14 protein-coding genes are annotated in these 22,835 nt (G+C 67.3%); 11 read left to right on the top strand and 3 right to left on the bottom strand.

Going from position 1 to position 22,835, the window contains the following annotated elements; translation table 11 throughout:
* The 11 genes from fliI (at position 1) to FHW83_RS06075 (ending at position 18,405) form a co-directional block, all read left to right on the top strand.
* Entirely contained in the window at positions 1-1,401 is a 1,401-nt protein-coding gene (gene fliI / locus FHW83_RS06125) for a flagellar protein export ATPase FliI (RefSeq protein WP_176645450.1), read from the top strand.
* Positions 1,402-1,437: 36 nt separating this feature from the next.
* Positions 1,438-1,878: a flagellar export protein FliJ gene (fliJ, locus tag FHW83_RS06120; protein ID WP_176645449.1), complete on the top strand. Its 441-nt coding sequence runs from the start codon at positions 1,438-1,440 to the stop codon at positions 1,876-1,878.
* A 20-nt stretch (positions 1,879-1,898) separates the two neighbouring features.
* Positions 1,899-3,590, top strand: coding sequence for a flagellar hook-length control protein FliK (locus tag FHW83_RS31040; protein WP_176645448.1), 1,692 nt, complete (start codon positions 1,899-1,901; stop codon positions 3,588-3,590).
* Between the two features lie 204 nt (positions 3,591-3,794).
* Positions 3,795-4,313, top strand: a complete 519-nt coding sequence (gene fliL / locus FHW83_RS06110) for a flagellar basal body-associated protein FliL (RefSeq protein ID WP_176645447.1) — start codon at positions 3,795-3,797, stop codon at positions 4,311-4,313.
* 11 nt (positions 4,314-4,324) lie between these two features.
* Positions 4,325-5,305: a flagellar motor switch protein FliM gene (gene fliM / locus FHW83_RS06105; RefSeq protein ID WP_176645446.1), complete on the top strand. Its 981-nt coding sequence runs from the start codon at positions 4,325-4,327 to the stop codon at positions 5,303-5,305.
* A 14-nt stretch (positions 5,306-5,319) separates the two neighbouring features.
* Positions 5,320-5,754, top strand: a complete 435-nt coding sequence (gene fliN / locus FHW83_RS06100; protein WP_155468307.1) for a flagellar motor switch protein FliN — start codon at positions 5,320-5,322, stop codon at positions 5,752-5,754.
* A complete protein-coding gene (fliO, locus tag FHW83_RS06095; protein WP_229224037.1) occupies positions 5,751-6,401 on the top strand; it encodes a flagellar biosynthetic protein FliO in 651 nt (216 codons plus the stop codon). Before fliN ends, fliO begins: the two co-directional genes overlap by 4 nt.
* Positions 6,391-7,155, top strand: a complete 765-nt coding sequence (gene fliP / locus FHW83_RS06090; protein ID WP_176645445.1) for a flagellar type III secretion system pore protein FliP — start codon at positions 6,391-6,393, stop codon at positions 7,153-7,155. The genes fliO and fliP overlap by 11 nt, the downstream gene beginning before the upstream one ends.
* Before the next feature lie 9 nt (positions 7,156-7,164).
* Entirely contained in the window at positions 7,165-7,434 is a 270-nt protein-coding gene (fliQ, locus tag FHW83_RS06085) for a flagellar biosynthesis protein FliQ (RefSeq protein WP_176645444.1), read from the top strand.
* 89 nt (positions 7,435-7,523) lie between these two features.
* Complete coding sequence (gene fliR / locus FHW83_RS06080; RefSeq protein ID WP_176645443.1) at positions 7,524-8,366, top strand: flagellar biosynthetic protein FliR; 843 nt, start codon at positions 7,524-7,526, stop codon at positions 8,364-8,366.
* Positions 8,367-8,451: 85 nt separating this feature from the next.
* Positions 8,452-18,405 (top strand): iron-regulated protein frpC, encoded by a 9,954-nt coding sequence (locus FHW83_RS06075; protein WP_229224036.1) that lies wholly within the window; start codon positions 8,452-8,454, stop codon positions 18,403-18,405.
* 166 nt (positions 18,406-18,571) lie between these two features.
* Here FHW83_RS06075 and flgL read toward each other — a convergent pair whose 3' ends face one another.
* Genes flgL through flgJ form a run of 3 tightly spaced genes read right to left on the bottom strand, consistent with a single transcriptional unit; the run spans position 18,572 to position 22,826 of the window.
* Positions 18,572-19,834 (bottom strand): flagellar hook-associated protein FlgL, encoded by a 1,263-nt coding sequence (gene flgL / locus FHW83_RS06070; protein WP_229224035.1) that lies wholly within the window; start codon positions 19,832-19,834, stop codon positions 18,572-18,574.
* Positions 19,835-19,849: 15 nt separating this feature from the next.
* The gene (gene flgK / locus FHW83_RS06065; RefSeq protein ID WP_176645442.1) at positions 19,850-21,808 is read right to left on the bottom strand and encodes a flagellar hook-associated protein FlgK; all 1,959 of its coding nucleotides are present in this window, start codon (positions 21,806-21,808) and stop codon (positions 19,850-19,852) included.
* A 52-nt stretch (positions 21,809-21,860) separates the two neighbouring features.
* Positions 21,861-22,826, bottom strand: a complete 966-nt coding sequence (gene flgJ, locus FHW83_RS06060; protein ID WP_176645441.1) for a flagellar assembly peptidoglycan hydrolase FlgJ — start codon at positions 22,824-22,826, stop codon at positions 21,861-21,863.
* Positions 22,827-22,835 lie beyond the last annotated feature (9 nt).

The raw sequence follows: 22,835 nt of genomic DNA, 5'->3' as shown, positions 1-22,835 counted from the left end.
ATGGACGCCGTCGCCAATCCCCACGCCGGCCGCTGGAAATCGTATCTCAACGATTGCGCCGAGGTGGTCAGCTTTGTCGAGCCGATGCAGGTTTCCGGCCGCGTCACGCGCGTGGCCGGGCTGGTGATGGAGGCGGTCGGCCTGCGCCTGGCCGTGGGCGCCGCCTGCACCGTGCCGCTGCCGGCCGGCGGCAAGATCGAGGCCGAGGTGGTCGGCTTCGAGGGCGACAAGCTGTTCCTGATGCCGCAATCGGACGTGGAGGGCGTGGTGCCCGGCACCCGCGTGTTCCCGGTCGAACCGTCGATCCCCAAGCCGGGCAGCGTGGCCCACCCGCGCCGCCGCCCGAGCGACCGCGCGCGCCACCTGCCGGTCGGCCAGGAACTGCTGGGCCGGGTGCTGGACGGCGCCGGCCGCCCGCTCGACGGCCTCGGCCCGCTCAACACCAGCGACAGCGCCCCCATCAACACCCGCCCCGCCAACCCGCTCGGCCGCGCGCCGATCGCCGAGACGCTGGACGTGGGCGTGCGCTCGATCAACGCCATGCTGACGGTGGGACGGGGCCAGCGCATGGGCCTGTTCGCCGGCTCCGGCGTCGGCAAGTCGGTGCTGCTGGGCATGATGGCGCGCTACACCGAGGCCGACATCATCGTGGTCGGCCTGATCGGCGAACGGGGCCGCGAGGTGAAGGAGTTCATCGAGCAGATCCTGGGCGAGGAAGGGCTGGCGCGCTCGGTGGTGGTGGCGGCCCCGGCCGACACGCCGCCGCTGATGCGCCTGCAGGGCGCTGCCTACGCCACCGCCATCGCCGAGCACTTCCGCGACAAGGGCCAGAACGTGCTGCTGATCATGGACTCGCTGACCCGCTACGCCATGGCGCAGCGCGAGATCGCGCTGGCGATCGGCGAGCCGCCGGCCACCAAGGGTTACCCGCCGTCGGTGTTCGCCAAGCTGCCGATCCTGGTCGAACGGGCCGGCAACGGGGAGATGGGCGGCGGCTCGATCACCGCCTTCTACACCGTGCTGACCGAGGGCGACGACCAGCAGGACCCGATCGCCGACTCGGCGCGCGCGATTCTCGACGGCCACATCGTGCTGAACCGCCGCCTGGCCGAGGCCGGCCATTATCCGGCCATCGACATCGAGCAATCGATCAGCCGCGCGATGCACTCGATCACCTCGCACGAGCACCAGACCAAGGCGCGCCACCTCAAGCAGCTGTTCTCGCGCTATGAGCGCAGCCGCGACCTGATCAGCGTCGGCGCCTACGCGCCCGGCACCGATCCGGTGCTGGACCAGGCCATCCAGTTGCATGACCGCATCGAGCATTTTTTGCAACAACAGATCACCGAACGGGTGACCATGGGCGAGAGCTTGGGCCAACTTACCTCTCTATTCGACTGATTGACGGCTGAACACGCCACCTATAATTGACTGACCATGGCTTCCAAAGCGCAATTAGAAACCCTGATGGACCTGGCGCGGCGTGAGACGGACGACGCCGCCAAGCGTCTGGGCGCGGCCCTCAAGGCGGTGGACGAGGCCAGGCAGAAGCACGAGATGCTGGTCGGTTACCGCGAGGAATACCTGCAGCGTTTCGAGGCGGCCCAGGCGGCCGGCATCACGCCGATGGCCTATCGCAATTTCGTGGCTTTCATCGAAAAGCTGGAAACGGCGGTCAAGGGCCAGCTGGACATGATCAAGCACGCCGAATACCGCAGCGAGCAGGAAAAGGCCGCGTGGCAGGCCAGCGAGCGCAAGCGCATGTCCTACTCCACCCTGAACGACCGGGCGGACGCCGCCGCGCTCAAGCTGGAAAACAAGCGCGACCAGAAGCAGATGGACGAACACGCGGCAAGGCAGGCGTACTACAAACGATGACATCCTAGAGAGCGCGAAACATGCAGACCCCGAATCTTCAAATTCCCACCCTGAACGCCAATGCGGTGGCCGCGCCGAAAGTGAATGTCAACCTGGGAGCGGGCAACGACAACGGCGCCTTCAAGCAGGCCCTGTCGCGCGAGATGGAGCAACGCGGCGGCGCCAGTGCCAACCCGCCGGCCCGCGCCGCCGAACGTCCCGCCTCGCGCGCCTCGGCGGCCAAGCCACAGCAGGCCGCGCCCGCCAAGCAGGCGCAGCCTCAGAACGAGCAGGCCGATGCCGCCCGGCAAGCCGCCAGCAACGACACCAGCGCCGCCGCGCAGCCGGCGCCGGCCAAGACCGCCGCCAGCGACAGCGACCAGAACAACGCCGACAGCGGCGCCGCCGATAGCGCCAATGGCGCCAGCAGCGACGCCCAGGCCGCCCAGGCCGCCGACCCGATGGCGGACATGCTGGCCCTGGTCGCCGCCTTCAACCAGCCAGTGACGCCGGCCAGCACGCCAGCCGCCGGCAGCGATGCCAGCGCCGCCGCCATCGCCACAGGCACGGGCGGCGCCAGCACGGCGGCCACGGCGGCCGATGCCGCCGCAGCTGCCGCCGCAGCCGCACAAGCGGCGCTGGCCGCGGCCGGTGATACCGCCGCCGACGCCACTGCCGCCAATGCGGCCGCCGTCGATGCGGACCCCTCGGCCGCCGCGCTGGCCGCCACCGGCACCGCCGGGACCGACGCCGCCGCGCTGCAAACCGCGCAAGACCAGGCCGCCGCCACCGATTTCAAGACCGCGCTGGCCAGTGCCGGCGCCGCCGCGCAAAGCGCCGCCGAGGCTGCTGCCGCCGCGGCCGCCGCCGCGCAGGCCGCCGCCGATGGCAAGACCGGCGCCGCCGGCCTGCAACCGGCCACCGCCAACGCCGCGCCGGACGCCGGCGCCGCCAAGGCCGACGCCCAGCCTGTCACCGCCGACGCCGCAGCCGTGGCGGATACCGCGCCGAAAGCCGGCGCCGACGTCATCAATCGCATCGAGACCAAGGCGCCGCCGGCCAGCGACGCCCAGCCGCAGGTGTCGCAGACCCAGCAGCAACAGCAGACGGCCGATCCGGCCCAGCTGGCCGCCAGCGCGAAAGCCGGCGCCACCGCCCCCCCCGAAGCCGCCGCCACGCTGAAGGAACAGGCCAGCATCACCATCGCGCCGACCGCCTCGCACGCCGCGCAGGAAATCGCCAAGGCCGCGACCGCCGTGCCGACAGACAAGCTCAGCAGCCGCGTCGGCACCCAGCAATGGGACCAGCAACTGGGCCAGAAAATCATCTTCATGGCGGCAGGCGGCGAGCAGAGCGCCACCATGGAATTGAACCCGCCCGACCTCGGCCCGCTGCAAGTGGTGCTGAGCGTGAACAAGGACCAGGCCACCGCCGCCTTCAGCTCGGCCGCGCCGGAGGTGCGCCAGGCGCTGGAAAACGCCCTGCCGAAGCTGAAAGAGATGATGAGCGAGGCCGGCATCCAGCTGGGCAGCGCCACCGTCTCGGCCGGCATGTCGGATCAGAACAACAGCGCGTATAGCCAACAAGCGAGCTCGGCACAAAGCGGCCAAGGTGGCGGTGGCAACCGCGCCGGCGGCGGCTACGGCCGCGATAGCGGCGCCGAGGCCGAGGCCGCGCGCGCCGCGCCCCCGGCGCGCCGCCTGCCCGCCGGGGCGGTCGACACCTTCGCCTGATTTCGCGGCGCCCCCTTTGCCAACCGGGAGCGGCACCCCTGCCCTCCCGGTTTTGTTGTCTGTTACACTAAGGAAACGTCGAGCAGCGGCCGGAACGCCCCTCTTTTCCGCGTATCCAACCGCGCAGGCACAACCGATAATGACATAATGACGGCGTGATCCACATCCGCAGCATGAAGGGCTATTTTGAAAGCGAATCCGAAAATGAAAGCCGATCAGAAGGTTGAAGCGCCCTCCGGTGGCGGCAGCAAGAAACTGATCATCATCATCCTGGCCTTGGTGCTGGTGCTGGCCGCGGCCGGCGGCGGCGCGGCCTGGTTCTTCCTGCACGGCAAAGCCGACGCCGAGGAACATGACGAGGCGCCGGCCAAGAAGAGCAAGAAGGCCAAGAAACCGGTGGGCCCGCCGGAATACGTGCCGGTCGAACCGTTCACCGTCAACCTGCAACCGGGCGAGAGCGGCGCCGACCAGTACCTGCAGATCGCCTTCACGCTGGAAGTCGGCGGCCTCGAGGAAAAAGAGAACGTCAAGAACAACATGGCCAAGGTGCGCAGCCGCATGCTGTTGCTGCTGTCGAGCAAGCGCGCGGCCGACATCAACACGCCGGAGGGCAAGGTCCAGCTGGCCAAGGAAATCATTACCCAGCTGCGCGAGCCGTTTGAAGACCGCGGCTCGCCGCAGGAAATCGAGGACGTGCTGTTTACGTCCTTCATCATTCAGTAAGCAGACTAGTCATGGCTGATAATTTTCTCTCCCAGGAAGAAGTCGATGCCCTGCTGAAGGGCGTCAACGGCGACCAGGATGACGTTGCGGCGCAGGAAGACGTCGCGGGCGTACGCACGTACAACCTGGCCACGCAGGAACGTATCGTGCGTGGGCGGATGCCGACGCTGGAAATTATCAATGAACGCTTCGCCCGCCTGCTGCGCGTCGGCCTGTTCAACTTCCTGCGCCGCAGCGCCGAGGTGTCGGTCGGCTCGGTGCGGGTGTCCAAGTATTCCGAGTTCATCCGCAACCTGGTGGTGCCGACCAACCTCAACCTGGTGCACATGAAGCCGCTGCGCGGCACGGCGCTGATGGTGTTCGACCCGGGCCTGGTGTTCCTGCTGGTGGACAACCTGTTCGGCGGCGACGGCCGCTTCCACACCCGCGTCGAGGGCCGCGACTTCACCCAGACCGAGCAGCGCATCATCCTGCGCATCCTCGACATCGTGTTCGAGGCCTACACCAAGTCGTGGGAACCGGTCTACCCGGTCGAGTTCGAGTACATCCGCTCGGAAATGAATACGCAGTTCGCCAACATCGCCACGCCCAACGAGGTGGTGGTGGCATCGACCTTCACGGTGGAGCTGGGCTCGGTGTCGGGCCAGATCCACTTCTGCATGCCGTACTCGATGATCGAGCCGATCCGCGATTCGCTGACCTCCAGCCTGCAGGGCGAGGCGCTCGAGGTGGACAAGCGCTGGATCCGCCTGATGACGCAGCAGATCCAGATCGCCGAGGTCGAGCTGGTGGCCTCGCTGGGCACGGCCAAGGTCAATTTCGACGAGATCCTCAACATGCGCGTGGGCGACATCATCCCGCTGCAGATCCCGGAATTCATCTCGGCCACTGTGGACGGCGTGCCGGTCATGGATTGCAGCTACGGCGTGATGAACGGACAATACGCGCTCAAGGTCGAGAAACTGCTGGCCAATGCCGATAACCTTAAATAAAACCGGAGAGAAACATGTCGGATAACCAAGACGATCAGCCATTGGACGAAGACGATCCATGGGGCGCGGCGATCGCCGAGCAGGCGCAGGCCGAGGCCGCCGCGCTGGAAAAACAGCAGGCCGCGCAAGCGGCCAGCGCCGCCGTGTTCAAGGACTTCTCGAGCACGCCGAGCAAGACCGAGACCCACAACGATATCGACTTCATCCTTGATATCCCGGTCCAGCTGACCGTGGAACTGGGCCGCACCAAGATCGCCATCAAGAACCTGCTGCAACTGGCGCAGGGCTCGGTGGTGGAGCTGGACGGCCTGGCCGGCGAGCCGATGGACGTGCTGGTCAACGGCTGCCTGATCGCGCAAGGCGAGGTGGTGGTGGTGAACGACAAGTTCGGCATCCGCCTGACCGACATCATCACGCCGTCCGAACGTATCCGAAAACTGAATAAATGAAGCACGGACTGATCCCGACCCTCATCCTCGCGGCGGCCCTGGCCGCCGCGCCCGCAATGGCCCAGCGCACCGTCTCGGGCACCATCGGCGGCGCCCACGCCACCGCCCCGGCCGCCGCCGCCGCGCCGGCCCAGGCTCCGACCACCCAGACCCAGCCCCAAGTCCCGGCCCCGGTCTCGCCGCAGCCGGCCGACGCGGGCGCCGCTCCCGCCGCCGAGCCCGCCGCGCAGTCGCCCGCCCCCGCCCCCGCGCCGGCCGGCGCCATGGCCATGACCATCCCGACCCCGCAACCGAGCGCGGCGTCCAGCGGCGGCGGCCTGCTGCAAACCTCGCTGGCGCTGCTGTTCGTGATCGGCCTGATGCTGGGCCTGGCTTGGCTGACCAAGCGTTTCGGCCCGAAAAACTTTGGCGGCGGCAACAGCAACGTCAAGCTGGTCGGCTCGCTCAGCGTCGGCACGCGCGAGCGCATCCTGGTGGTGGAGGTGGGCGAACAATGGATCGTGGTGGGCGCCTCGCCCGGCCGCATGAACGCGCTGGCCACCATGCCGCGCCAGGAAGGCGGCGAAGCGCCGCAGCCCGCCACCGTCCCCGGCGCCAACTTCGCCGACTGGATCAAACAAACGATAGACAAGCGCAATGGCAAATAAGCTGTTCCCGGCGGCCGCAAAAACGCTGCTCCTGCTGGCGGCCGTCGCCCTGCCGCTGACGGCCGGCGCCGATTCCAGCATCGGCATCCCCGCCCTGACCTCCACCCCCGGCCCGGCCGGCAGCACCAACTACACGCTGCCGATCCAGACCATGCTGCTGATGACGGCGCTGACCTTCATCCCGGCCGCGCTGTTGCTGATGACCAGCTTCACCCGCATCATCATCGTGCTGTCGCTGCTGCGCCAGGCGCTGGGCACGCAGTCGGCGCCGCCCAACCAGGTGATGGTCGGGCTGGCCCTGTTCCTGACCCTGTTCGTGATGGGGCCGACCTTCGACAAGATCTACAACGAAGCCTACCTGCCCCTGCAGGAAAACAAGCTGACCATGGGCCAGGCGCTGGACAAGGGCGCCGCCCCGTTAAAAACCTTCATGCTCAAGCAGACGCGCGAGGCCGACCTGGCGCTGTTCGTCAAACTGTCGCGCAGCCCGGCGCTGCAGGGGCCGGAGGACGTGCCGCTGCGCATCCTGGTGCCGGCGTTTGTCACCAGCGAGCTGAAAACCGCGTTCCAGATCGGCTTCGCCATCTTCATTCCATTTCTGATTATCGACATGGTGGTCGCCTCTGTACTTATGTCGATGGGCATGATGATGATGTCGCCGGCGGTGATTTCACTGCCGTTCAAGCTGATGCTGTTTGTGCTGGTGGATGGTTGGCAGTTGCTGCTGGGCTCGCTTGCCCAGAGCTTCTACTAGGAGGCCGCGATGACGCCCGAAAGCGTGATGACCATCGGCCGCCATGCCATGGAGATTACCTTGATGGTGGCCGCGCCAATGCTGCTGGTGGCGCTGATCATCGGCCTGGTGGTCTCGATTTTCCAGGCCGCCACCCAGATCAACGAGCAGACGCTGTCCTTCATCCCCAAGCTGGTCGGCATATTCGTGGCGCTGGTGCTGGCCGGGCCGTGGATGTTGTCGGTCATGCTCGACTACATGCGCGAAATCTTCACCGGCATCCCACTGCTGGTCGGATGACGTTTTTGCCAATATGTAACAGTTTCCGATTTACTAAAAAGTTCGTCTACAATAGAAAAAGATGCCAGACGGAAATGTAACAGACCCTTATGCTGACCGTCTCTTCTGCCGATATCAATATATGGATCGCCGGGCTGCTGTGGCCGCTGGCGCGCATCATGGCGCTGATCGCGGCCTCGCCGCTGTTCGGTAACAGCGCGGTGCCGGCCAGCGTCAAGGTCAGCCTGGGCGTCGGCATCGCCGTGATCGTGGCGCCGGCGGTGCCGGCCTGGCCCGCCACCGACCCGCTATCGATGGCCGGCCTGCTGATCGTGCTGCAGGAAATGCTGATCGGCCTGGCCATGGGCTTCAGCATCCGCATCATTTTTGCGGCGGTGGAGATGGCCGGGGAGATTTCCAGTTTGACCATGGGCCTGGGCTTCGCGACGTTTTTCGATCCCACCACCCAAGGCCGGTCGTCGGCCATCAGCCAGTTCCTGTCGCTGGTGGCGACCATGGCGTTTTTGGCGGTGAACGCGCATCTGGTGTTGTTGTCGGCGCTGGTGGAAAGTTTCTCCACCCTGCCGGTGTCCAGCATCCCCATCTACGGCGGCGGCTTCAAGCAGCTGGCCGACTGGGGCGGGCGGATCTTCAGCACCGGGGTGCAACTGTCGCTGCCCATCGTGGCGGCGTTGTTGATTACCAACGTGGCGCTCGGCATTTTGACGCGCGCCGCGCCGCAACTGAATTTATTCGGGATCGGCTTTCCGATTACCCTCGGCATGGGCCTGCTGGTGATTGCCATGACCCTGCCGTACTTCGGAACGCCGATCCAGAACCTGTTTTTGGATGGCATAGAACGCGCGCGGCTGATGCCGCGCACCTGGTCGCAGCGACCGCCGGTAGTCAAACCGCCAAGCTTGCCGGTTCGACCTCCGGGCGCGCTGCCATAGGGAAATTCAATAGCCGCCGCTTGATTTTTGGTTTCCATGAGGCAATAAGCCGGGTATCATGGGAGCTTGCCTGGAGAAGCCTGTAATGAGCACGATCGTACCTACCCTGACCACCGACGACATCATCCTCTGGGGCACCCAGCAAGTGGCTGCGCTGACCACCGAGGATATGCAGGCTTTCGTGTCCGACCAGATTGGCGCGTTGGCAACGGCCAACGTCCGGGCCTTGTCGACCTTGCAAATGTCCGCGCTCAGCCTGAGCGGCTTGCTCGGCCTGACCACGGACGCCATTCAGGCGCTGAAACCGGCCAACATCACCGCACTGACCACCGACCAGGTGGTCACCCTGACCACCGACCAGCTGGTGGCGCTGACCACCCAGGAAATCGTCGCCCTGACCACGCGCCAGCTCAACACGCTGGCGCCGGGCCAGTTCGCCGCGCTGGAAACCCAGGACGTGCGCGCGCTGCTGACCCAGCAGGTCAACGCCATCAGCTCGGACCAGATCGTCAACCTGACCACCGACCAGCTGACCGCCATGGGCTCGCAGCAGCTGCGCGCCATCAGCACTCGCGCCATCACCGCGCTCAACAGCGCGCAGGTGGCGGCGCTGGTGTCGGACCAGCTGCAGCACATCGCCACCCAGCAGATCAACGCCCTGAGCGCCGGCCAGCTGAGCACGGTCACCACCGACCAGATCGCCCAGCTGAGCACCCTGCAGGTCAGCGCGCTCGCCAGCGCCACTTTGCAAGCCCTCACCAGCGACCAGTTTGCCGCGTTGGAAACGCGCGATCTGGTGTGGCTGGGCAGCCAGCAAATCCGCGCCCTCACCGCCACCCAGCTGGCCGGCCTGAGCACCGACCAGGCGCACGCCCTGCGCACCAATGAAATCGCCGCACTGCGCGCCGACCAGCTCACCATCCTGACCACCGACCAGTTGGTGGCGTTCAGCACCCTGGCGCCGCTGACCTCGGCCCAGATCACCGGGCTCACCACCGACCAGGTCACCGCGCTGCAGACCAAGACCGTCGCCGCCCTGAGCAGCGCCCAGTTGGCCGCCTTCAATGCCGACCAGGTGGCTGCGCTGAACAGCGCGCAAGTGATCGCCCTCAGCACCGCGCAGGTGGCGGCGCTGACCACCGCCGTCATCAGCCAGCTGACCACCGCGCAGATCCAGGCCATCGAAACGCGCGACATCGCCGCCCTGACCAGCGCCCAGCTGCGCACCCTGAGCAGCGACCAGCTCATCGCGCTGAGCACCGACCAGGTCTTCATGCTGGGCACCGCCATGATTCCGGCCCTGCTGCCGGAACAGCTGGCGGTGCTGAGCACCGACCAGATCGCGGCGCTGAAGTCGCTCCTGACGCTGACCACCGCGCAAATCCAGGGCCTGACCACCGACCAGATCATCGCGCTCGAGACCAAGGACCTGGTGGCCCTGACCAGCGGCCAGCTGGCGGCGCTGACGCCGGACCAGATCCAGGCCCTGACCACGGCGCAGGTGCCGCTGCTGAGCACGGCCCAGATCGCCGGCCTGACCACCAGCATGCTGAGCCAGATGAACACGGCCCAGATCCAGTCGATTGAAACGCGCGACATCCCGGCCCTGAGCAGCGCCCAGCTGCGCGTGCTCAACAGCGACCAGCTGGCGGCCATGACCACCGACCAGTTCGCCATCCTGGCCAGCGACATGCTGGCCGCGCTGCTGCCCGACCAAGTGGCCGCGCTTAGCACCGACCAGATCTCGGCCCTGCGCACCCTGCTGACCCTGACCACCACCCAGTTCGCCGCGCTGACCACCAGCCAGCTCGTCGCGCTCGACACCAAGGACCTGGTGGCCCTGACCAGCAACCAGCTGGCCGCGCTGACCGCCAGCCAGATCCAGGCGCTCAGCACCGACCAGGTGGTCCTGATGACCACGGCCCAGATCGGCGCCCTGAGCACCGGCGTGTTCGCGCAACTGAACACGGCGCAAATCCAGGCCATCGAAACGCGCGACATCCGCGCCCTGAACACGGCCCAGATCCGCGCGCTCAACAGCGAGCAGCTGCTGGCCCTGACCACCGACCAGATCTATTCGCTGACCACCGAAAGCGCGCAGGCGCTGCGCCCGGACCAGCTGGCCGTGCTGACCACCGACCAGATCGTGGCCATCAAATCGCTGCTGCCGCTGACCACCACCCAGATCTCGTCGCTGACCACCGAGCAGATCGCCGCGCTGGAAACCCAGACCATCGCCGCCCTCAGCAATGCCCAACTGGCCTCGCTCAACCTCGACCAGGTGCAGGCGCTGACCAGCGACCAACTGGTGGCGCTGAGCACCGGCCAGGTGGCCGGTCTCGGCACCGCCTTCCTCAGCGAACTGACCACGCGCCAGGTGCAGGCCATCGAGACGCGCGACATCGCCGTGATGAGCGGCACCCAGTTCCGCGCCCTCAGCACCGACCAGCTGGCCAATATGCTGAGCGACCAGTTCGCCCTGCTCAGCACCGACGCCCTGCGCGCGCTGGCGCCCGAGCAGGTGGCGGCCCTGAGCACCGACCAGATCGTGGCGCTGAAAACCCTGGTGCCGCTGACCACCGCGCAAATCCAGGCCCTGAGCACCACCCAGCTGGCCTGGATCGAAAGCAAGGACGTGATCGCGCTGACGTCGGCCCAGCTGGCCGCCCTCACCAGCGACCAGGTGCAGGCCCTGACCAGCGACCAGGTGATCGGCCTGACCACCGCGCAGTACGCCGAGCTGAGCACCAATATGCTCAACACGCTGACCACCGACCAGGTCCGCCTGATCGAGACGCGCGACATCGGCGCCCTGCGCACCGCGCAAGTGGCGCAGCTGGCGACCGACCAGCTGGTGTCGCTGCTGACCGACCAGTTCAACGCCCTCAGCAGCGCCGCCGTGGGCGCCCTGACCACCGACCAGATCCAGGTGCTGACCAGCGATCAGCTCAACGCCATGAACACCCTGGCCGGCGTCTCCAGCCGCCAGCTGAGCGCCTTCACCACCCTGCAGATCAGCTCGCTGACGACGAAAAACCTGGCCTCGCTGGCCAGCAGCCAGCTGGGCGTGCTGACCTCGGACCAGGTGCTGTCCCTGACCACCGAGCAGATCGAGGCCCTGAGCGGCGCCCAGTTCCGCGGCCTGAGCTCGGACGGCATCGCCGCGCTCAACGCCGTTCAGATCGTGGCCATCGAGACGCGCGACATCGCCGCGCTCAACACCCAGCAAGTCAACAAGCTGACCACCGACCAGATCCTGGTGCTGCTGACCGAGCAGATCGCCGCCCTCACCACGGCGCAGGAAACCGCGCTGACCGATGTCCAGATCGCCGCCCTCAACAGCGCGCAGATCGACGCGCTGCGCTCGCTGTCCGTGCTGAGCACGCGCCAGATCCGCGCCCTGACCAGCGACCAGATCGGCACCATCACCTCGGCCGACCTGGTCACGCTGACCACGCGCCAGCTGGGCGCCTTCAGCAGCGACCAGCTGCAATCGCTGAACACCGAACAAATCGTCGCCCTCAGCAGCGACCAGATCGCCGCCCTCAGCCCGACCGCGCTGACCGTGCTGGCGCCGTCGGCCATCGCCGCGATCGAAACGCGCGACATCCTGGCCATGCGCACCGCGCAGATCGCCCGTCTGACCACCGACCAGATCATGGCCATGAGCAGCGACCAGATGGCGGCGCTGACCACGGCCGCCGTGCGCGCCCTGACGCCGGCCCAGTTGGCCGTGCTCAACAGCGACCAACTGGCGGCCCTGCAACTGGCGCCGCTGAACACCAAGCAAATCGTCGCCCTCACCAGCGACCAGATCGCACAGCTGAGCAGCGCCGACTTCGCCCTGCTGCAGACCGCGCAACTGGCGGCGCTGACCGCGCTGCAGGCCAACGCCATCACCAGCGACCAGATGGTGGCGCTCAACACCACCCAGCTGCGCGCGCTCAGCACCAGTGTGCTGGCGGCGCTGGCCGCCGACCGCATTTTCGCGCTCAGCGGCGGCGACCTGGCCTCGCTCAGCACGCGCCAGGTGGCGGCCCTGACCACCGACCAGTTGCTGGCGCTGAGCACCAGCCAGATCCGCGCCCTCACCACGGCCGAGATCGCCGCGCTGACGGCCACCCAGTTGAGCAACCTCAACGATACCCAGCTGGACGCCCTGCTGACCCTGAGCGCGCTGACCACGCGCCAGCTGCAATCGATCAGCACCGATCAGCTCGCCAACCTGAACCTGGCCGACCTGCGCTCGCTGACCACGCGCCAGTTCGCCGCGCTGTCGACCGACCAGGTGGGCGGCCTGAGCACCGCGCAAATCGCCGGCATGGGCACCGAGCAGCTGCGCGCGCTGGGCACCGGCGCCATCCAGGCCCTGAACAGCGCCCAGATCGCGGCCCTGACCGCGACCGAGCTGGCCAGCCTGAGCACGCGCCAGATCACGGCGCTGACCCCGGCGCAGATCCTGTTGCTGAGCACGCAGCAGATCACGGCCCTGACCACCCAGGAAATCGCCGCCCTGACGCCCCAGCAGAAAGCGGTGCTGACCAGCGACCAGCTGGCCGCCCTGTCGTCGCTGGCCAGCTTCTCGACCGCCGCCATCGGGGCCTTGACCACCGACCAGATCATCTCGCTGCCGCTGCACATCCTGCTCAGCCTGACCACGGCGCAGATCGCCGCGCTGACCGCCGACCAGGCGGCGGTGTTGACCACCGATTCCATCGTTGCCCTGAGCACCCAGCAGGTGCGCGCCCTGAGCACGCGTCAGCTGGCCGCCCTCAGCACCGAGCAATTGCAGGCGATGGAAGTGGTGGACGTGCAGGCCCTGTCGAGCCGCCAGATTGTCGGCCTGACCACCGACCAGATCAGCAACCTGCTGACCACCCAGGTGGCCGGCCTGGGCACCCAGATCATCGCCTCGCTCAGCACCCAGCAGGTGCGCGCGCTGACCACCGACCAGTTGGCCTCGCTGTCCACGCTGGCACCGCTGACCAGCCGCCAGATCGGCGCCCTGAACACCACGCAGATCGCCAGCCTGACCAGCATCGCCACCTTCAAGACCAACCAGATCGCCGGCCTCACCAGCGCCCAGATCGGCGCCCTGACCAGCGACCAGGTGATCGCGCTGACCACCCAGCAGGTGCGCAGCCTGAGCTCGGCCACCCTGGCCGCGCTGTCCACCGAGCAGGTGACCTACATCGAGGCGGTCGACATTGCCGCGCTGGGCAGCAACCAGATCGTCGCCCTGAACAGCGCGCAACTGGCGGCCCTGTCCGGCGTCCAGTTCGCCGCCATCGGCACCCGCGTGCTGAGCAGCCTGACCACGCGCCAGATCGCCGCCCTCAGCACCGACCAGGTGGACAGCCTGGCGTCGCTGGCGCCGCTGACCACGGCCCAGATCCGCGCCCTGAGCACCGAGCAGCTCAGCAGTCTGCTGCTGGCGCAGATCAGCACCCTGAAGACCAACCAGCTGACGGCGCTGAGCAGCACGCAGGCGCAGTCGCTGACCACCGCGCAAGTGGTCGAACTGACCACCCAGCAAGTGCGCGGACTCGGCACCGGCATCCTGTCGCGCCTGCTCACCGAGCAGATCGCCGCCATCGAGGCGGTCGACATTGCCGCCCTGTCCACCGCGCAGGTGGCGTCGCTGCGCACCGACCAGATCATGGCCCTGACGCTGGGGCAACTGGCCGCCTTCACCTCGCAGGAAATCGCCGCGCTGACCACGGCGCAGCTGAGCATGATGACCACCGACCAGTTCGCCGCCCTGGGTTCGCTGGGCGGCCTCGGCACCAAGCAGATCGCCGGCATGTCGTCCGACCAGATCATCGCGCTGACGCCGGCGCAGATCGCCAACCTCAAAACCCAGCAACTGGGCGCCCTGAGCAGCCTGCAGATCACCTTCCTGACCAGCGACCAGATCCCGGCGCTGACCACGGCGCAAATCCGCTCGCTGTCGACCGCGGCGATCGCCGCCCTCACCGGCACCCAGCTGAACTGGCTGGAAGACCAGGACTTGCGCGCGCTGACCTCGCGCCAGATCGCCGCCCTCACCAGCGACCAGCTGGGCGCGCTGACCCTGCCGCAGTACGGCGTCCTGACCACGCAGGAGATCGCGGCGCTGAGCACGCGCCAGATCGGCTTCCTCGACAACAGCCAGTTGGGCGCCCTGAGCAGCCTGACCGCGCTGACCACCGGCCAGGTGCGCGCGCTCAGCTCCGACCAGTTGGCCGGCCTCTCGGTCGGCAACCTGACCGCCTTCAAGACCAGCCAGCTGGCGGTGTTGACCAGCGCGCAAGCGCCGGGCCTGACCGATCCGCAGCTGATCGCCCTGTCGACCGCGCAATTCCGCTCGCTGGGCACGGCCGCGATCGCGGGTCTGAGCCAGACCCAGATCGTGGCCATCGAAGTCGAGGACTTTGCCGCCATGAGCAGCGCGCAACTGCGCGCGCTGAGCACCGACCAGATGACGGTCCTGCTGACCGAGCAACTGCACGCGCTCAGCAGCGCCAGCATCGCCGCCTTCACCCAGACCCAGATCGGCGCCCTCAGCCCGGCCCAGCTGGCCGCGCTCGGCAATCTGTCCGACTACACCACGGCGCAGATCGCCGGCCTGTCGACCGACCGCATCGTGGCGCTGACGCAAAGCGACATCGACTCGCTGAGCACGCGCCAGATCGGCGCCCTGACCTCGCTCCAGGCGTCGGTGCTGGACGCCAGCCAGCTGGCCTACCTGAGCGGCGTGCAAGTGGGCGCGCTCAGCACCAACGCCCTGAAAGGCCTGGACCAGACCAAGCTGCCGCTGATCGACGCCGAGGACTTCGCCCAGTTCAAGTCGGCGCAACTGGCCTCGCTCAACACCGACCAGTTGCAGTCGCTGACCACCGACCAGATCGCCGCGCTGACCACCCAGAGCGTGGCCGGCCTGAAGGTCACGCAAATCCCGGCGCTGAGCTCGGACCAACTGAACGCCATGGCCGGCATTGCCGCCCTGAGCACGGCGCAGATCCGCGCGCTGAGCTCGGACCAGCTGCCCAACCTGTCGGCCGGCCAGATCGCCGCCCTCAACACGCGCCAGATCGCCGCCCTCAGCAACACCCAGGTCCCCCTGCTCAGCAGCGACCAGATCATCGCCCTCGACACCGGCGACCTGATCGCCATGAACACGCGCACCCTGCAGGCGCTGACCACCGACCAGATCATGGCCATCGAGGGCGCCGACATCGCGGCGCTGCGCTCGGCCCAGATCTCGGTGCTGACCACCGACCAGTTCGTGTCCATCACCACCGACCAGATCGGTCTGCTGAGCACCGGCGCCATGGCCGGCCTGAGCGTCAACCAGGCGCGCATCATCACGACCGACCAGATCGTGAGCATGACCGGCGGCCAGTTGCGCGCCCTGAGCACCAAGGCCATCGCCGCGCTGGACACCGACCAGTTCGCCGCCATCGAGGCCGGCGACATCGTCTCGCTGAGCACGGCGCAAATCGTGGCGCTGGGCACCAAGGACATGCTCTCCATCACCAACGCCCAGCTGCAGGCGCTGACCTCGCAGCAGGTGCGCGCGCTGACCTCGGCCCAGGTCAACACCCTGACCACCGACCAGCTGGCGCTGATCCCGCTCGGCTGGCTGGGCACGCGCCAGGTCCCGGGCCTGAACAGCGACAGCCTTGGTTCGCTGGACGACACCCAGCTGGCCTCGCTGACCACGGCGCAGATCGCCGTGCTGTCGACCAAGCAGGTGGCCTCGCTCAACACCCACCAGATCCAGGCGCTGAGCGTCGCCCAGTGGCGCGCCATGAACACCAACGCCATCCGCGCGCTCAGCTCCGAACAGTTGGCGGCGTTGGAACAGGAAGACCTGGCCGGCCTGAAAACCAACCAGTTCGCGGCCCTGACCACGGCGCAAATCCAGCTGCTGAGCGTGGACCAGATGGGCCAGCTCAGCACCGGCGAGATCGCCGCCATGACACTGGCGCAGATCAAGGTCCTGAGCACCGACCAGCTGGCCGGCCTGAGCACGCTCAACCCGCTGACCACGGCGCAGTTCAGCGCCCTGAGCAGCGACCAGCTGCTGTCGCTGGATGCCACCCACATCGCCACCTTGCAGACGCGGCAGATCGCCTCGCTCAGCAAGCTCCAGCTGTCCTCGCTGGGCACCGACCAGATCATCGCGCTGACCACCGCGCAGGCGCGCGCCCTGTCGCTGACGGCGCTGCCGGGCCTGAATTCGGATCAGATCACCTTCATGGAAGTGGAGGATGTGCAAGCGCTCAGCAGCACCCAGCTGGGCGCGCTGACCTCGACCCAGTTCAGCTTCCTGACCGGCGACCAGCTGGCCGGCCTGAAAACCAGCCAGATCGGCGGCATCACCGCCAACGACATCAAGGTGCTCAGCACCGACCAGCTGAACGCCCTGTCGACGCTGGGCACGCTCAACCTGACGCAGGTGCAGGCCCTGACCTCGGACCAGTTGAGCACGCTGGATGAGGACAGCTTCCAGTCGTTGCGCTCGGCGCAGATGGCGGCGCTGAAATCGGCGCAGGTGGCCATGTTGTCGACCGCCCAGTTGTCCAGCCTGACCACCCAGCAGGCCAGCGGCCTGAGCCTGCAGTTCCTGACCACCGACCAGATCCCGCTGCTGAGCGCGGGCGCCATGGGCAGCCTCACCACGGCCCAGCTGCCGCTGCTCAAAACGGCGCAGATCGCGGTGCTGACGGCCGACCAGCTCAACGCCCTGTCGACCCGCGCCTTCGGCAGCCTGACGGCTACCCAGGTCAAGGCCCTGACCACCGACCAGCTGAACGGCTTCACCACCCTGAGCAAATTTGCCACCGCGCAAATCGGCAGCCTGAGCTCGGACCAGATCGCCAAGCTGGACGACACCCTATTCGACTCGCTGACCACGCGCCAGCTGAACGCGCTGGCCTCGACCCAGATCCTGGGCCTGACCACCTCGCAAATCGGCACCTTGGGCACCGCCGACATCGGCGCGCTGGCGGTCAACGCCCTCAACGCCTTCAACTCCGACCAGGTGGCGGCGCTGGACGCCACCGACATCGCGGCGCTGAAGACGGCGCAGATCAACCTGCTGAAAGCGACCACCGTGGCGCAGCTCAGCGTCGACCAGGTGGCGGCCTTCACCACCCAGCAAATGCGCAACATGGCCAACTCGGTACTCAAATCGATGAGCACCGACCAGCTGGCCGGGCTGACCATGGCGCAGGTGACCGCGCTGACCGATCTGCAGAAAGGCGCGCTGACGACCGACCAGCGCGCGGTGCTGACGGCCAGTCCGCTGGTGCTGGACCTGGACGGCAACGGCATCAGCACGCTCAGCATCAGCGCCGGCGTCAGCTTCGACATCCGCGCCGACGGCCAGCGAGTCCGCACCGGCTGGGTCGACGCCAAGGATGGCCTGCTGGTGCTGGACCGCAACGGCGACGGCGTCATCAACGACGGCGGCGAACTGTTCGGTACAGCCACCAACAGCGCCCAAGGCGGCAAGGCGGCGGACGGATTTGCCGCACTGGGGGACCTCGACAGCAACAAGGATGGCCTGGTGGACCGCAACGACGCGCAATACGGCGACCTGCGGGTCTGGATCGACGCCAACTCGGACGGCATCAGCCAGGCCGACGAGCTGAAGACCCTGGCCTCGCTCAACGTGGCCAGCCTGACGGTGGCGGCGCAGGCCCGCACGGCGTTCGACCAGGGCAACTGGCTGGGCCTGACATCGAGCTACACCAGCGCCGACGGCAGCACGCACGCGCTGGCGGACGTCTGGTTCCTGGCGCAACGCACGGCCACGCTGACGCAGGCGATCGGCAGCTACAACCAGCAGGCCGAGAGCGGCGGCACGCCGCCCGTCCGGCTGCAGCAGCCGGACGCCACCAGCAGCCTCAGCAACAACGTCGCCGCGCTGGCCGGCCAGCTTCAGCATTACCAGGCCACGGCCATCCTGAGCGGCACCGCCCCTCTCCAGCACGACGACTGGCTGCGCAAACAAGCCAGCGCCAGCCAGGGCTTCCTGGCAGCCAAATAGCGCACCCAACAGTCGGGGTCAGCTCTGACATTCGGACAAATGGGAACTAATTCGAAATTTTTTAGTTCCCATTTGTCCGATTGTCAGAGCTGACCCCGAATTGCGGGCAAGAAAAAAAAGGCCAGCTTTTGCGAGCTGGCCGTTTCTTTTGCGGGGAGCGGTTGGCTTAGCTGATGTAGTTGAACAGCGACAGGCCCGACATGGTGGTGAACGATTTCTGCGCCGCCGTCAACGTCGTCTGCTGCTGGGTGAACAGCGAGATCGCCGCCGTGTAGTCCAGATCCTGCAGCTGCGATAAGGTGGTGGCGTATTGCAGGCCGAGGTCGTCACCCGAGCTGTCGAGGTAGTCCAGCTCCTTCAGCCGCGAACCCACCGCCGCCTGCACCGACAACACATTGTCGGTGGCGTTGTCCACGTTGACCTGCAACTGGTTGAGCTTGTTGCTGAGGCTGGCCTGGCCGGCCGGACCGGTGCCCGGCGCGCGCAGCGCGTCGATGAAGCCCTGCACCGTGGTGAAGATCGATTGCTTGGTCGACGGCTCCACCTGGAAGTTGTCGCCATCGGCCGGATCGCCCTTGATGTCGAACTGCAGCCCGTCAAACGAGATGTTCTGCCCGCTCACATACGCCTGCGGCACGGCCGGCACCGGCGCCGGCGGCACCGGCGTGCCGGTGGTGAGGTCGGTCACGGTGTAGGTGGTCTGCTTGGGCACACCCGGCGATTCCGGCACCACCTGGAAATCGATCTGGTACTTGTGCCCGGTCAGCAGCGTCGCGTCCTTGACCGAGCCGGCGCTGATGATGCCGCTGCCGCCGCGACCGTAGTTGGCCGGGTCGGCCGTCGTGACAAAGGTGCCGTTGCCGGTGGCGTTGCTCTCAAACACGGCCGCGCCCGAGTCGGTGATCGGAATCGTGCGGGTCGAGCCCACCTGCAGCGAGCGCTGGCCCTGGTCGCCCTGGTAGTCGGCGCCGGTGGCGGTCTTGGTGAACGGCAAGGTGGTGGATTTGTAGCCCGAGAACACATAACCGCCCACGCCGTCCGCCGTGTTGGCGATGCCCAGCAGGTCGGCCAGGCGCGCCTCCAGTTCCACCGCCACCGATTCGCGGTCGGAATCGGTGTACGAGCCGTTGCCGGCCTTCACCGCCAGGTCCTTGATGTCCTGCAGGATGGAGGTGGCGCTGGCCAGCGCCGTGGTCTCGGTCGACAGCACGCCCTTGGCGTTGGCGCGGTTGGTGGCCAGCTGGGTGTTGAGCGACTGCGATTGCGTCACTTCCAGCGCGCGCGCGGTGGCGATCGGATCGTCGGCGGCGGTCAGGTTCTTGCGGCCGGTGGACAGTTGCTGCTGCGTGCGCGACATGGCGGTCTGCAGCGACGTGATGTTCGCCGCGCCGACGTCGTAAATTGTCCTGGTGCTGATGCGCATAACCATAGAGCTACCCTATCTTTAATTTCCGAGGCTGAGCAAGGTGTCGAACAACTGGCTGGCCACCTGCATGACCTTGCCGCTGGCCTGGTACGCCTGCTGATAGCGCAGCAGGTTGGCCGCCTCCTCGTCGAGGTTGACGCCGGACACGCCCTGCTGCGCATTGGTGGCCTGTTTGACGGCGGCGTCGGCGGCGGTGCCGCTGATCTGCGCCTCGCGCGCCTTGGTGCCGACGTAGTTGACCATCTGGGCGTAGGTGGTCTGGAACGTGGCCTTGCCGTTGTCCAGGATGTTCTTGGTCTGCAGGCCGGCCAGCAGGGCGCCGTTGCGGCTGTCGCCCACGCCGCTGGTGTTGGGGCCGACCGTGAAGGTGTCCTGGTCGGCCGGCGTGCCGCTGATGGCGAAGTTGACGCCGCCAAAGCTGATGTTGGCGCCGTCCGTGTACGGCACCGGCGTGCCGGCCGGATACACGGTGGCCGTGCCGTTGACCGTGACCGTCACGTCCTGCCCGGCCGGGAAGCCGGAGAAGGTGCCGCTGGCCTGGTCGAAGGTCAGCGTCGCGGCCGAGGTCAGCGCGTTGCCGGGCGTCAGATAGTTGACGTCCACCGTGCCGGCCGAGATCTTGCCGTTGCCGGCGTTGGTGGTGGGCGCGGCGGTGGCGATCGGCGCCGCCAGCGCGATCTTGTCGCGGTCCTTGATGGCCACCGAGAAGTCCTTGGCGGCGGTGTAGGTCGGCCGCACCAGGAAGTTGTCGTTCTGCTGCGGCGTGCCGGTGATGCTGTAGGCCACGCCGTCGATCACCTGCGGCGTAGTCTGCGGGAACGGGTTGATCTGCGTGACCTTGCCGTCGCTCTTGCGCGTGACGTTGAAGTTGGTGCCGTCGAAGTCGACGCTGTAGTCGCTGATGGTCAAGGCGCCGGCGTCCACCACGGTGGCGCTGACATCGGCCGTGCTGGCCGGCGAGTTGCGCGTGTTGTTGCCGACGTAGGCCTGGATCGGGTTGAAGAAGTTGCCGCCCAGCGCGCCGTTCTCGTCCTGGCCCAGCACGTGCTGGGCGTTGAAGGCGGTGACCAGGCCGGCCGCGACCTGGCCCAGCGAGTTCTGCGCGCGGTCCATGGGGCCGTTGCGGAAGTCGATCAGGCCGCCCAGCTGGCCGCCGGTGAAGACCTCGTCCGGCAGCGGCGTGAAGGCGCCGGCGTCGGTCTGGTAGCCCAGCGTCACGCGGCTGACGTCGGTCGGCGAGCTCGATGTGCCCAGCTGGAACGCCTTGTTGGCCACCACCAGCGGCTGGCCGGTGCCGAACGAGACGTTCAGCATGTTGTTGTCGCCGGGGACCACGGTGACCTTGACCAGCTTGTTCAGCTCGGTCAGCATCTGGTCGCGCTTGTCCAGCAGGTCGTTCGGCTCGGCCTGGCTGGTGGTCAGGCCGGCGATGGTCAGGTTGATGTCGGCGATCTGCTTGGCGTAGGCGTTGATCTCGCCCACGTTGGAGGTGATCTGGTTGTTGACGCCGGCCGAGATCTCGGTCAGGCGCGCGCTCATGCCCTGGAAGCGCGAGGCCAGCGATTCGGCGTTCGACAGCATCGACTGGCGCGCGGCGGCCGAGGCCGGGCTGGCGGTGGCGTCCTGCACGCCGTTGAAGAAGTCCTGCAGCGCCGGCGACAGGCCGGCCGTGGGGTCGGCCAGCAGGTTGTCGATCTGGCTGATCTGCGCGCTGTAGGCGTCCAGCGAGGCCTGGTTGGACTCGGCGTTGCGCAGCGAGGTGGCCAGGAAGTTGTCGTAGTAGCGACGCACGGCCTGGATCTCGGTGCCCGAGCCGACGTAGCCGAAGCCCTGGTACTGGGTGCCGGTGTCGCCCTGGATCGCCACCTGGCGGTTGTAGCCGGGCGTGTTGGCGTTGGTGATGTTGTTGCCAACCGTCGCCAGGCCCACCTGCGAGGCCAGCAAGCCGCTTTTACCGATGCTGAGAAGACTGGACATAATATTTTTACTCTATCTGTGAAGGGTAACGGCACGGCGTGCCAAAACTTTATTACCCTGCCAGCGAGCGCTTGATGATGCTCGTCAGCTTGGTGGCGTAATTCGGGTCGGTGGCGTAGCCGGCCTGCTGCAGGCCGCGCGCGAAGCTGCTGGCGTCGCCGGCGCTGGCCAGTACCTTCTCGTAACGTGGATTGCTTGCCAACAAGCGCGCGTAGTCCTTGAAGCTGTCCGCGTAGCTGTCGTACGCGCGGAAACGCTCGACCTTGGTCTGGGCCTTGCCGTTGACGTATTCGGTGGTGGTGGCCTCGACCACCCGCCCCTTCCAGTCGGCGGTGGCCTTGATGCCGAACAGGTTGTTGCTGTTGCTGCCATCGCGGCCCTTGATCTCGCGCCGGCCCCAGCCGGACTCGAGCGCGGCCTGGCCCAGCATGAACTTGGCCGGGATGCCGGTGGCCTTGCTGGCCTCCTCGGCGTGCGCGGCCAGTTTTTCCTGGAAGCTGCGCACGTGCGGCGCCTGCGAGCCCTTGTTGGCGCCGGCGGCGGCCTCGGTGGTGGTGGCGCTGGCGGCCGCGTTGCCGCCGGCCGCCGCGATCGCGCGCTGCAGCTTGGCGTCCATCAGGCTGGCGGCGCCCTGGAAGCTGCCGGCGTTGGCGGCGCTGGTCGGGTCGCCGGGCTGGCCGCCGATGCCGAGCGCGGCCGCGTCGGTCTTGGCCGACAGCTGGCGCACCAGCATGTCGGCCAGGCCGATGCCTTTCTTGGCGATGTTCTGGCTGGTCTGCTGGTCCAGCATGGTCTGGAAGGTCTTGGTCTGCTGACTGTCCATCATGCCGTCCTGCGGCGTGGCTTCGCGCATGCTCTTGAGCATCATGTTGACGAACATGGCCTCGAACTGGGTCGAGGCGGTTTTCAGCGCATCCTTGCCGCCGGCGCGGGCCGACTGCTTGAGGCTGCCCATGTCGCGCACGTCGAGCGCGAACTTGCCGCTCAGGTCATTGGTGGTGGAGGTTTGGCTGGCCATGGTCGCCCC

This window comes from Duganella sp. SG902, from assembly GCF_013376005.1.
Taxonomy (GTDB): domain Bacteria; phylum Pseudomonadota; class Gammaproteobacteria; order Burkholderiales; family Burkholderiaceae_D; genus Rugamonas.
This window is presented reverse-complemented; position numbering and strand designations above follow the sequence as displayed.

Bases quoted from the DNA above. Each gene is read 5' to 3' on its own strand.
- fliI (WP_176645450.1), top strand. From the start codon at position 1: ATGGACGCCGTCGCCAATCCCCACGCCGGCCGCTGGAAATCGTATCTC.
- fliJ (WP_176645449.1), top strand. From the start codon at position 1,438: ATGGCTTCCAAAGCGCAATTAGAAACCCTGATGGACCTGGCGCGGCGT.
- FHW83_RS31040 (WP_176645448.1), top strand. From the start codon at position 1,899: ATGCAGACCCCGAATCTTCAAATTCCCACCCTGAACGCCAATGCGGTG.
- fliL (WP_176645447.1), top strand. From the start codon at position 3,795: ATGAAAGCCGATCAGAAGGTTGAAGCGCCCTCCGGTGGCGGCAGCAAG.
- fliM (WP_176645446.1), top strand. From the start codon at position 4,325: ATGGCTGATAATTTTCTCTCCCAGGAAGAAGTCGATGCCCTGCTGAAG.
- fliN (WP_155468307.1), top strand. From the start codon at position 5,320: ATGTCGGATAACCAAGACGATCAGCCATTGGACGAAGACGATCCATGG.
- fliO (WP_229224037.1), top strand. From the start codon at position 5,751: ATGAAGCACGGACTGATCCCGACCCTCATCCTCGCGGCGGCCCTGGCC.
- fliP (WP_176645445.1), top strand. From the start codon at position 6,391: ATGGCAAATAAGCTGTTCCCGGCGGCCGCAAAAACGCTGCTCCTGCTG.
- fliQ (WP_176645444.1), top strand. From the start codon at position 7,165: ATGACGCCCGAAAGCGTGATGACCATCGGCCGCCATGCCATGGAGATT.
- fliR (WP_176645443.1), top strand. From the start codon at position 7,524: ATGCTGACCGTCTCTTCTGCCGATATCAATATATGGATCGCCGGGCTG.
- FHW83_RS06075 (WP_229224036.1), top strand. From the start codon at position 8,452: ATGAGCACGATCGTACCTACCCTGACCACCGACGACATCATCCTCTGG.
- flgL (WP_229224035.1), bottom strand. From the start codon at position 19,834: ATGGTTATGCGCATCAGCACCAGGACAATTTACGACGTCGGCGCGGCG.
- flgK (WP_176645442.1), bottom strand. From the start codon at position 21,808: ATGTCCAGTCTTCTCAGCATCGGTAAAAGCGGCTTGCTGGCCTCGCAG.
- flgJ (WP_176645441.1), bottom strand. From the start codon at position 22,826: ATGGCCAGCCAAACCTCCACCACCAATGACCTGAGCGGCAAGTTCGCG.